Here is a 10,640-nt window from a genome sequence, read left to right on the forward strand (position 1 = left end):
CTCAAATTTCTGTCTGCTCGTCGGGTTTGAGCTTTCATAAACACGCTGCTCATGCGCAACGGCGTCGTTGATCGTAGACTTGGTTTCTGCGGACTGCTGCATCATTACCCGTTCCATTTCACCCAACCAGCCCAGAGTTCAAGCAGCAAGAGAATGCTCATGCGTTGATGCCGATGGATCGCATGGAGAATGGATCAGCGAAATCCACAAATAGTTATTTGCGTCGGGGGTTGATTATGCAAGCGGTAGCGCGGGTCGCCCCATTGCCGTCTTGACCTGTGAGCGGCTGTCGTAGCCGTGGAGACCTGCAACCACCCGACCATTTCTGCTGACTTTGCCGATATGCTGGTTCCTTAGATCGCAAACGGCAATAGCACCCTGAACTGTCGGGCACGAATATGGCGAACTCCATAAGGGCCATTTCGAGGATCTCTATTACAACGGTTCAGATGCGTATCTCAGTTCCCGGACCCGGCCTCGCCTTGAGAAAGTGCCTTTCCGGAGGGTGTGGGCAAATCGGCTGCGCTGTGTGGCCGCGTAGCCGGTCAACTCCTGCCGTCGATCTGGCCGGTCGACCGCGCAGTCGTAACTTCAGGTTACTAGGAAGCCTGAGGTGATCACGCTACTCGTGAAGCGGTTGTCGACGGATGGCAACTTCAGCTGCCAACTTGCTGACGGTTTCATCCGCCTCGATGCGCTGGAGAAGTTCCAGCTGGTCCTCATCGGTAACTCTTTGCCCGTCCGGCAATGCCCAGTTTCCTCTCCTTGTAGGGAAACTGTCCGCGACTTTTTCTGCCTCATCAAGGGTGCACTCCACGCGACCGCTGGAATTCATGCTCTCACATTAAGGAAGTTTCGCTGACGCCGCCGCCACACCCTTCAAAGTGCCCTCTGCAAATCCGGCAACATCGTGAAGAGATCGGCAACCTGCAACCACCACGCGGTGCTCAGTCCCGTGACGCCGCCGCCCACCACGACGATGCGCGCAGATTTGCCAGTTCTCATTTCGTCTCCTACAGATGCTAGCCTTTGCCGGACCGCTCGGATTTGTCGCTATCGACTTCCCAAAAAGGCAAGAACTGCGTCGGAATCCCGAACCAGGAGTCCCAGCCGTGCGCCATCTCCGGCGTTTCAGTCACGTTGCCGAATAGCCCGAGCGGCAATGGGCGGACTGGCGCGCGGTAGCTAGCCAAGGGAAGCCTCCCGAGCGGAAGTCCAGCGGCTCGCGCAATGAGCATGGCGGTCTGTTCACGGCAGCGGCGTCCTTGGCACTCGCCCATGCCGCTGCGGGTCAGGCGCTTTATCTGGTCGGGGTGCGGCATGCCATCCCTCAGCAAAGTCTGGAGATTGCGCTGGCAGCTCTTGCCGGTGCGCGCGTTCAGGTACGCGGGAGGACTCACATCCAGCAGTTGGCGTCGGGTAACGGTTTCGCACCGACATGCTAACACGTCGAGCCCACCGGTTTTGAACAAAGCGTCCGTCAGCGGTCGAGATATGTAGAGCCGTGGTTGGCGGGCGGGGAATACATCTGGCCAGAAGGCACCGACACGTCCGTACCGGAAACGATCCGGGTCACGGCAGACCGGGCGTGGTCCACAGCGCCTTCGGCGTCTACGGACCCGCAGCAACTACCCACTGCCTGGACGCGATCGATCGTTGTAGCGCCGTCAACCAGCACCGGCTCCCAGACGCCCAGACGGTCGTCAAACCGGACGTCGCATCCAGCGGCTGCCAGTAGCTCTATGTTGGGGGTTGTCGCGACGGCGAGGCAGACGGTGTCACATTCGATTTTGGCTTCGGTGCCGGAGACGGGCCTGCCTTTGCTGTCCAGCGAAATGAGCGTGATCGCGGTCACCCCGTCGGCTCCGCCATCAGCGCTCTTGATGACCCGCTGCGTCGCGACCTCGACCCCTCTCGCCGCCAGTTCTGCGCGGGGCGCATCGGTGCCCTCAACCTCAGATCCGGGCTCGAACACAGCCATGATCTCAACCCCGTGACCGAGGGCCTGGAGCGTCGTGGAGAGCGCCAGGTCGCCGGAACCGAGGATGACGATTCTGCGTGATGAGCTGGCTTGGTACTTACGCAGAAGGCAGCGCAGCGCGTGCGCGCCCATGATCCCCGGCTGATCCCAACCGTCGAAGCCGAGCATCCGTCACGTCTGCCAGACGCTACGACCACATGATCGCAGCGAGCCAGCCAGGACTTCTCGCCGTCTTCCAGACCGACCACGAGCCCCGGAATTCGCGTGACTCTTCACTGTACGGAAACAACCCCACGCCGATATGGCCAAGCGTACGTCGACCCCGGCCTCCAACGCCTCGGGACTGTTGAGAAAGACCTGCTCGACCATCTTGCCCCTGTTCTGCACAGCCGCGGTCATCCTTTGTCCGAACGCCAGCGGGACATCGGTACCCATCAGCGAAGGCTCGACCGGATTCTCGTCAACCAGAACCACCTGCAGGCCGGCGCGGGCGCCTTCCAGGGATGCCGCGATTCCGGACCTCCCGGCGCCGATAACCAGCAGGCCGATCGTTTCGGCGACACCTCGAACGCCATGGCGTTCATCGAATGCTCGTCTACGACGCTCATATGTTTCTCGTTTGGGTTGGGGAAGATTTCAGACATAGCTTGCACTCGCGCCGAACTCCGCCGATAACGGGTATCGATCAGGGTGTACGCCAGATCGACTGTGAGATTGATAAGGAAGTACAAACTAGAAGTCAGAAGAGCGTACTCTGGTATGCCGGCGATCATCTCCGCCGTGGCCGACCGCCGGCGACAATGGCCGCCGGATCGCCCGGCGCCAGCCTAAGAAGCAGGAAGATGAAGATCCCGAACACCGCGATGACGGCGATAGTCGAGACCGTCCTGCGCAGGATGTAGGCACCCATCAAGCGGAAGCTTTCTGCATGTTCCACATGGGGTACACAACCGACGGAACATGAACCAGACCATTCAGAGATTTTCGGCGAGCGATTGGCGCAAGAGACTGACCAAGCATTATAGTGCCAACAAAGTCCCACGCGAGGCGCTGCATCTCACGGGCCAGTGCCTGGCGCTCCTCGAGAGTTTCGACCTCTCCCCATTTGGCCCGGAGCGCCTCGTATTCATCGTTCTTCGGCCAGCCAATAAAGGCATCTTCGCCATTGGCGAGGAACAAAGGCGTACTGATCGGATTTCCAAGTTTGGAATCGCTCCAGTCGCTAATATAGACGCTCCAGCCGCTATCCTTAACCGGTCCCTTGTTTGAACTGCGTTTCTCAACTCCGCCCCAGTCGCTCGCCGCAAGCTCAGCACTGACTCCAATCTTTCGCAGAGTGTTCGCCAGATATTGCGCGGCGTTGCTCGCCTGCGGCCAGTCCGTGGGCTGCAGAATGAGAACCGTTTCGCCGGCATATCCCGCCTCCTGGAAGAGATGCTTGGCTCTTTCCGGATCGCCTCCCTTTTTGTACCATTCCGTGTTTTCCTCGTTGGAATACGGGGTACTGTTTCCAAATATTGACGTGACAGGGCGGATGTATTTTCGATCGAATCCGGCGGCCAGCATAGTCGCCTCCTGATCGATCAGGTGAAGCATCGCCTGACGCGCCTTGACGTTGTTGAATGGCTTTTGCAGGCAGTTCATGCGTAAGTACATGTCTGCACCCGCCTTGTTTATGAGCTCCAATTCAAGGTTGGGGTCGCTCTCGATCATAGGATAGAGTACTTGTGCTGGTAGTTGAATGAAATCGACCTCGCCCGCTTGGAGCGCCGCGAAGGCGGTCTGTTGATCGGAAATAATGTGCCAAACGGCTCGATCGACGTTGACGACCTTTCCGCCAGCGAACCCATCGGGCGGTTCCTGGCGGGGTACATATTGTTCATTTCGGTCGTAGGTGAAGCTTGCGCCAGGCTTGGCTAGAGCCTCATTGAACTTGAACGGCCCGGATCCGATATTCGAGATGACTTGCTCGGTGGCAGGGCGGCTCGCGTCTTCCTCACGCATGATAGCTAGGTAATACTGCCCTGCGAGCGACGTTATTAGAAACGGAAACGGTTTGGTGAGCGTGATCGTGAAGGTCTTGTCATCTGCTTTCGAGATATCCTTGGTCCTGGCCATGATCAGTTTTCCACCAGCGTCCACCTGGCACCAACGGCGGATCGAAGCCACGCAATCCGCTGAGGTGACCGGGCTGCCATCATGGAAGGTTAGACCTTCGCGGAGTTGGAACGTGTAGGTCTTCTTGTCGTCGGAGAGTCCCCACTTTTCCACCATCTGCGGCTGGGGAATTCCTTTTGAATCAAGTCCGAATAGCGTGTCAAAAACCGCTAAAGCGTGCTGTGCGGCAGACAATGAGAAGATGGGATCGAACGCTATGACGTTACCGTCCGGCACCCAGCGCACCGTCCGAGCGTCATCTGGTGATGTCTGCGCCCGAAGGATCGATGGCATTATAAAGGCCGTTCCGGCGGCCATGCCTGCCTTGATCAAGTTACGTCTAGAGACTGTCATGTTCTGTTCTCCTCTTTTTGTTTTTTGGTGCTCATCTAAGAGCACTGGCTACATTCTTATGAAGCGCCGGCAATGCTAACGATGGCAATCTGGGCCGGAACTTTCTGAGTGGCCGCCACGGCGTTCGAATCAACGCCGTGCTCTCCGCCTTCGGCGACAATCTCCCGCATGGCTCAGGCGTCTCTTGTGGCTCATCGTTGCTGCGATCCTTGAAGCGTTCGACCACCGCTTAGCGCTCAAACCGGGCTTCTTACGCCGAAAGCGATCTGTTAGCCGTCCACCACGACTGGTAAGGCACCATTGAGCACCTTGTAGGTATCGGCACGACGGTCCCTAATGAGGCGCGGCCCCATATAAACCGCTGAAGCACCGGCAAGGCCGGCACGGATATTTATCTCCGCAGTGACTACTCCAATGTGGTCAAGTCCGCTGCTTACAACGATGCCGCCGAGCGGATCGACAATCTGGCTGAAGCCAATAAAGTGCGATCCACCATGTTCACCAACGAAATTTGCTGAGATGAGCCAGCGGCTGTTTTCTAAAGCTCGCACACGGTCATATAGGTCGTACCTGCGCACACTGGAGTTGTTTTCGCGGTCGCCGTGGCCAGGATTTGCGGCCCACGCGGAACCTACCACCAGTAGTTCGGCCCCCGAAAGGGTAAGTTCTCGGCACCCCTCCGGCCACGATTTGTCGTAGCAGATTAGCAGGCCGACTTTGCCAAGGGCCGTGTCAAAAACTGGCCAATGTTCGCCCGGCCGCCAGATATATTTCTCTTCGAGGGTGAGATGGACCTTGCGAAACGACCCGATATATCCCTGCGGCCCCGCGAGCACCAAGGTATTGTATAGGATGCCTGGCTGCTTGCCAGCCTCAGTGAGGCCAAAGACAACATGGATGTTGTGCTTCATGGCAGCGGTTATTAAGCGTTGCACTGTTGGGCCATCCGGGACTGACTCGGCTGTGCGCTGAGCTTTTGTGATAGCGTCCTCAATCTTTTCTAAGTCCAGGATCGCCGGGTAGCCTTGCAAGCTCGTCTCGGGAAAGACGACAAGGGAAGCACCGGCACTAGCAGCCTCCTTGATATAGGATAGGTGTAAGTCGAGGTTTTTGTCCACGTCGTACGTGCCCGGAAACGCACAGGTGGCGATTACGGTTTGGGGCATGTAGTCTCCTTGATGAAGGCAAGTTAACTGGATCACTGCCAGGCTCTCTTTGGATCGCATGGAAAATAGATCGGCGAAATCCAGAAATAGTTATTTGCAGTGATCGTTGATTATGCAAACGGTAGCGCGGATCGCCCCAATTGCTGTCTCGACCAACGAGCGTTTGCCATAGCCGATGTAAACTGCCATTTTTTCCCCCGCCTCTGCTGATTGCGGCCACTGGTCCTTTGGTCCGGCAGCTCTGTTGGTTCGACCGCGTTGGCGCGAGGCGGAGTGACAATGGCAGCGCCGCGCTATGATCAACGTGCGTCGTATATCGGTTTTCCATCACAGGCACCGTCGGCAGTAAACTGTCCGATCGGACCGCGAATTTGGTTGAGTAGTGGCTCAACGAGAGACACATTACCGTCTCATCCCGCGATCCGTCAGGATATGGGCGATAATCTCGCCGCTATCGGGATGCAGTGCCAGATGTAGCTTTCGCCACCTACGGCGGGATCCGGCGCCATGCTTCTCCTCCAACCACTGGTGAGCGCCGTATCCTTGCAGAGAGGTACATGTTCTGACCGATATAGCTGTTCTCCCAACCCAATGTTTTGACGCTATCCTTGATTCAATTCGGATCGGAAACGCTCACCTTTGCGCACGTAGCTTTGTGCGGTTTTTCGGAAATTCCGAATCTCCTCTTCGAACAGAATCCGGACGAACTTGGCCGGTGATCCGGTCCACAACTCTCCCGACTTCACCCGCTTGCCCGATGTCAGGAGACTGCTTGCTCCGAGAACACCATCTGGCTCGATGATGCAGCCGTTCATGATGGTCGAGGCCATTCCGACGAAAGCACGGTCTTCCAGGTGGCAACCATGGATCAGGCAGGAATGCCCGACGGTGACATCGTCACCGATGACTACATCGAATTCGCCGGGGTCGATGTGAATGACCGACCCGTCCTGGATGTTGCTTCGCGCACCGATCTGGATCGTATTGTCATCACCACGCAGCACGCAGTTAAACCAAACACCAGATTGCGGCCCGACGGTCACGGCACCCACGATAGTTGCGGAAGGCGCAATCCACGCACTAACGGCAATCTTGGGTTTGCTGGAACCGAGATTGTACACTGACTGATGCTTTGTAGACATGAACACTTCTCCCATTTATCTGGCTCTCTGGCGCTTTTGCCGCGCTTCGAAGAACAGGCGCAGCTGTCGCCCGTTGTTTCGAGTTAGCACTCCTGCAGATGCCCGCCTCGAAAGCTTTTCGATCTTGGCCTGTCGTCAGACAAATCAGGCGTTACGCCGATGGCCATTGGCGGAAGGGCTTTGAGCGCCTTTGTGTGCTTGAGGGTCGATTCCCAGAGTTGGTCCGGTTCTACCAATTCGGTTACGACCCGTTTCGTATGCTCGTTTTTCCTTGATGAAGTTCGTGGATAGGGGCGGCCCACGCACATCTCCATGAAGTAAGTACCGGTGAGACTGGGGTGGCCGCCCTTCGCGTGTAGGCATGGTTTACGCGAGTCAGCAGACATTCCGATGTGAACGCCAAGCCCCGACGCAGATGCCATCCGCTGCCCGGACAAATGATATTCCTTCGCACGCACCGACTGGAAGAGCGGACGCTGATCCCCTCATGCCAAGGTGACCACTGTCTCGACGAGAAGTCCTTGATCTCCTCAAGGGCATGCTCTGAGCTGAAGGCTCAGTTACCAGCCCCATGGAGCAAGTATCCTCGCGCCCTTTGCGCGAAGGGCAATTGGTTGCGATACCCTTCGAACAGTCGAGCAATAGAGCTGGCGGCGTCCGACCTTGACCGCCGCGAAAGCTGGCTATCCCCGAAACCTAAATCGCGGATGTTGCGGTTTACAGAAGGCAGAGCCATGAGTCGTATATCGCCGATCAGCTGATGACGTTCCATGGAAGCCTCGGAATATAGCCTGCCCTGTCGAGCACACGCCGTGCCATAGCGCGGCCAGCCGCGACCACCGCATTCTGGTCAACCTGGGTGGAGCGCCCATCGAGGAACACAAGGCGCCCATCTACCAGCACCGTCGAAACGGTTGCGCGATGGCCCGATAGCAGCAATTCCTGAATGGGATTGACGCCCGGCAAGACTTCAGGGACATCAGTGCTTCTGATGATGATATCCGCCCTTTTGCCACTTTCGATCGACCCGATCATGTCGGAGAGGCCGACTGCACGTGCGGCATTAAGAGTGCGCATCTCCATAATGCGTGCCGTGGAAACGTAATGTCCATGCTGTCTTGCATCCAAATATCCGATGAGTTCGAGGTCGCCAAACGTCCATATCTTTGCGGCGTCGACCCCGAAGACGACATTGCATCCACGCTCGATTAGCTCCGGGATGCGGGGTTTGAAGCTGGAATTGATGTTGTAATAGATTGAATTTCCAGGATGCCACACCAGCGACATGCCGGAGTCGAGAATGACCGGGATCTCGTCATCTCGGATGACGTTCATGTGGACGTAAAGGCAGTTTGAACCCAGCAATCCGCGCTGTGCAAAGTATACCATGTTGTGGCCGCCGCCAACGCGCTCATCATTACTCTTAGCGTCATCCTGATCGAAGTTGTGGTGCGTAGTGCAAGTCACGCCATGGGCATCGGCGCAATCCTTGGCAGCACGCATTAGGTCCTCCGATGAATAGGCGACGCCATAGAATGCCACATGACCGCGCACCAACGCGTTAGGATCCTTGTTGCGTATCAATTGCCCGCCGAGAACCTTGAAGGCGCGCTTCGAATCATTTGGTATCCGCCTCGTCGTTGACGGCCGCGAATTCGGACCGTCGCTCACGTCCCAGAGATAAGGATCGGCGAGCCCTGCCCTCACTCCCACCGATTCTGCAGCTGCGGCGGCCGCATCCGGCTCGTACACCGTGCCGGGCTCGAGAAAGAACGTATAGCCGTGACGTAGCATCTCGAGACCAACGATCTGCGTCTGAATATACTCGTCTTCGTCCTCGAGATGATTGGTCCAGTCGGAAAACGAAAAGGGAGCGGGTTGAGAAGCGGGCTGGTCGGGAATGATCCCTCGCGAAAGATGAATATTCGCATGACAGTGGCAGTCAATGAAGCCCGGGTGAATCACCCCGCCTTTGGCGTCAATGACCCGGCGCGGCAGGAAACGCGCTGCGATATCGGCATCACGACCGACCGCTACAATTGCGTTGCCGCTAACCGCCACAGCACCGCAGGCATAGACGGTACGCTCGGCGTCCATTGTGATCAGATAGCCGTTGCGGATCAAGGTGTCGCACACTGCAGGGAGTGTTTGTTCGGTCATGAGCGGCTCCTCCCGTTGCCACGCGGGGTTGAGTGTTCATAGACGCGCTGCTTATGCGCAACGGCGGCGTCGATCGCACACCTATTTTCAGCGGACTGCTGCATCACAGACGGTTCCATCTCACCCGAGTTTCCAATCCGCACGAGAATGTCACGCGTGCGGTCAAAATACACATCACATGGAGAACGGATAAGGGAATTGAGAACAGTTATTTACCGCGGTGGTTGATTATGCAACCTGTAGCGCGCCCGCCAACGGGCCGCCGGAACCTTCGCCAATTATTCGCGGTTATATAAGCGCAATTCAACGAATAGATCACTCGGCAGTATGCTGCAATAGACCGCTTCGTCTAATTTCCTTGGGCGTGAAGCCGTAGTGTTTCTTGAACGCCAGGCAAAAGTTAGAAGCATAGTCGTAACCGACTTCGTAGGCGATCATCTTCAGCGGCATTGTGGTCTTAACGAGGAGATCGACAGCCTTTGATAAGCGCACCATAGTCCGGTAATCATGAGTGTTAATGCCGTACCGATCCGCGAACGCCTTGTTGACGCTGCGGCGCGAGATGTTTAATTCTTCTGCGAGCTTACAGATGGGTAGTTTGCCCTGTAAATCGCTGTCAATAATGTTTTTAATGTACTCCAGCTGCTCGTTCATACTCAGGACGGTCGTAGACTTTACCCAATCCTGTGAAATTAAACTGTCTAACGTGATGCAAAGTAACTCCTTGGCCTTTGCGGAGACATAATGATGCACAAAACGCTGCCCGATGCTTCGAAATATGACGGATCTTGCGATCTTCTCCATTTCCGAACAGAGCGGAAGCTCGATCCAGGAAAATCGGCCGGCAGGATGGTGCAACAGGTCCTGCAGGACCGTTAGCTGATCAGAAAACTCGGCCACCACGCGTGGCGGATCTTGCGGGTCGAAGCCGAGAGCCAGCGCCGTCTCCGACTGGCTTGCGGCCCATTGATTTGTCGCGTCGACGCCTTTGGGGTGGAAGTAGGCGACGAACGTGGGCTTCTGCAGGTTAACTGCTTCGCCCGTTGATGGGGAGATGGTACGGCGTCCGTCCAAATGATAGAGGAACACCAGGCGGTCGGTGCCCCGATGGTTTTCGAGGCATTTTTCACGCATTCGGAATCGCCTGGTCGTCAGCAGAAGGCTGAGCTCTATCTGGAAACAGTCTTCGTGGCCCGCCGCATACTTGGAAGGCGGTATCCAGCGGCGCCCGAATCCAGCCATTTCCGGCGGCGCCCGGACCTCCTCGAATTCCTTCGCCCAAGCGATCTGCTCAAGGGCATTCATACTCTCTCGCTCCGCCGAAGTGTAAGTGTGTTATAACAAAATAGTCGATTTTGACTCGTTGTCAAACCGAGTGAGTACCAAACAAGGGCGGAGCTCCGAATGGAGGACTCGCCGGAGGGAAGCGTTGATTGGGTTCTATGGGACATCCTTAGCCGCGATGCTCGTCGTCGTGCGCGACGATTGCATCTCTAAGGCCTATGAGCCTGACTTCGAGTGCGAGAGGCCGCCTCGCATCTCCTTACCAGAATGCCGCCGAGAGGTTGTTTTTGCGATACTTGCGGGGAGCCTTTGACGTAGTTGGTGACGATCAAGCGGACATCGAGGCATTGAGGTTGCCCCGATGCGGGCGCGGACGGCGCGTTGCAGCTTCAAGGC

General features: G+C 56.7%; 9 protein-coding genes and 2 pseudogenes. All 11 read right to left on the reverse strand.

The features are described 5' to 3' along the window. Window positions 1-622: 622 nt before the first annotated feature. The 11 genes and pseudogenes from NKK50_RS31115 to NKK50_RS31165 all read right to left on the reverse strand — a co-directional run bounded on the left by NKK50_RS31115 (window position 623) and on the right by NKK50_RS31165 (window position 10,265). On the reverse strand, window positions 623-835 hold the full coding sequence (locus NKK50_RS31115) for a hypothetical protein (protein ID WP_352544361.1): 213 nt from the start codon (window positions 833-835) through the stop codon (window positions 623-625). Between the two features lie 44 nt (window positions 836-879). Next, window positions 880-1,005, reverse strand: a complete 126-nt coding sequence (locus tag NKK50_RS31120) for a hypothetical protein (protein ID WP_352544362.1) — start codon at window positions 1,003-1,005, stop codon at window positions 880-882. Between the two features lie 17 nt (window positions 1,006-1,022). Beyond that, the gene (locus NKK50_RS31125) at window positions 1,023-1,472 is read right to left on the reverse strand and encodes a bacterioferritin-associated ferredoxin (protein ID WP_352544363.1); all 450 of its coding nucleotides are present in this window, start codon (window positions 1,470-1,472) and stop codon (window positions 1,023-1,025) included. Between the two features lie 8 nt (window positions 1,473-1,480). After that, a complete protein-coding gene (locus tag NKK50_RS31130) occupies window positions 1,481-2,149 on the reverse strand; it encodes an FAD-dependent oxidoreductase (protein ID WP_352544364.1) in 669 nt (222 codons plus the stop codon). Window positions 2,150-2,730: 581 nt separating this feature from the next. After that, window positions 2,731-2,891: pseudogene (locus NKK50_RS31135) on the reverse strand (ABC transporter permease); the annotation flags it as partial. Next, window positions 2,891-4,492 (reverse strand): ABC transporter substrate-binding protein, encoded by a 1,602-nt coding sequence (locus NKK50_RS31140; RefSeq protein WP_352544365.1) that lies wholly within the window; start codon window positions 4,490-4,492, stop codon window positions 2,891-2,893. The gene NKK50_RS31140 and the pseudogene NKK50_RS31135, both read right to left, overlap by 1 nt. 269 nt (window positions 4,493-4,761) lie before the next feature. Continuing rightward, window positions 4,762-5,658, reverse strand: a complete 897-nt coding sequence (locus tag NKK50_RS31145; RefSeq protein WP_352544366.1) for a carbon-nitrogen hydrolase family protein — start codon at window positions 5,656-5,658, stop codon at window positions 4,762-4,764. A 117-nt stretch (window positions 5,659-5,775) separates the two neighbouring features. Next, window positions 5,776-6,213: pseudogene (locus tag NKK50_RS31150) on the reverse strand (transposase); the annotation flags it as partial. A gap of 47 nt (window positions 6,214-6,260) precedes the next feature. After that, the gene (locus NKK50_RS31155) at window positions 6,261-6,800 is read right to left on the reverse strand and encodes a gamma carbonic anhydrase family protein (protein ID WP_352544367.1); all 540 of its coding nucleotides are present in this window, start codon (window positions 6,798-6,800) and stop codon (window positions 6,261-6,263) included. 753 nt (window positions 6,801-7,553) lie between these two features. Continuing rightward, on the reverse strand, window positions 7,554-8,960 hold the full coding sequence (locus tag NKK50_RS31160) for an amidohydrolase family protein (protein WP_352544368.1): 1,407 nt from the start codon (window positions 8,958-8,960) through the stop codon (window positions 7,554-7,556). A gap of 315 nt (window positions 8,961-9,275) precedes the next feature. Then, the gene (locus tag NKK50_RS31165) at window positions 9,276-10,265 is read right to left on the reverse strand and encodes a helix-turn-helix domain-containing protein (protein WP_352544369.1); all 990 of its coding nucleotides are present in this window, start codon (window positions 10,263-10,265) and stop codon (window positions 9,276-9,278) included. Between the last annotated feature and the right edge of the window lie 375 nt (window positions 10,266-10,640).

This window comes from Mesorhizobium sp. M0001, assembly GCF_040324255.1.
Classification (GTDB): Bacteria; Pseudomonadota; Alphaproteobacteria; order Rhizobiales; family Rhizobiaceae; genus Mesorhizobium.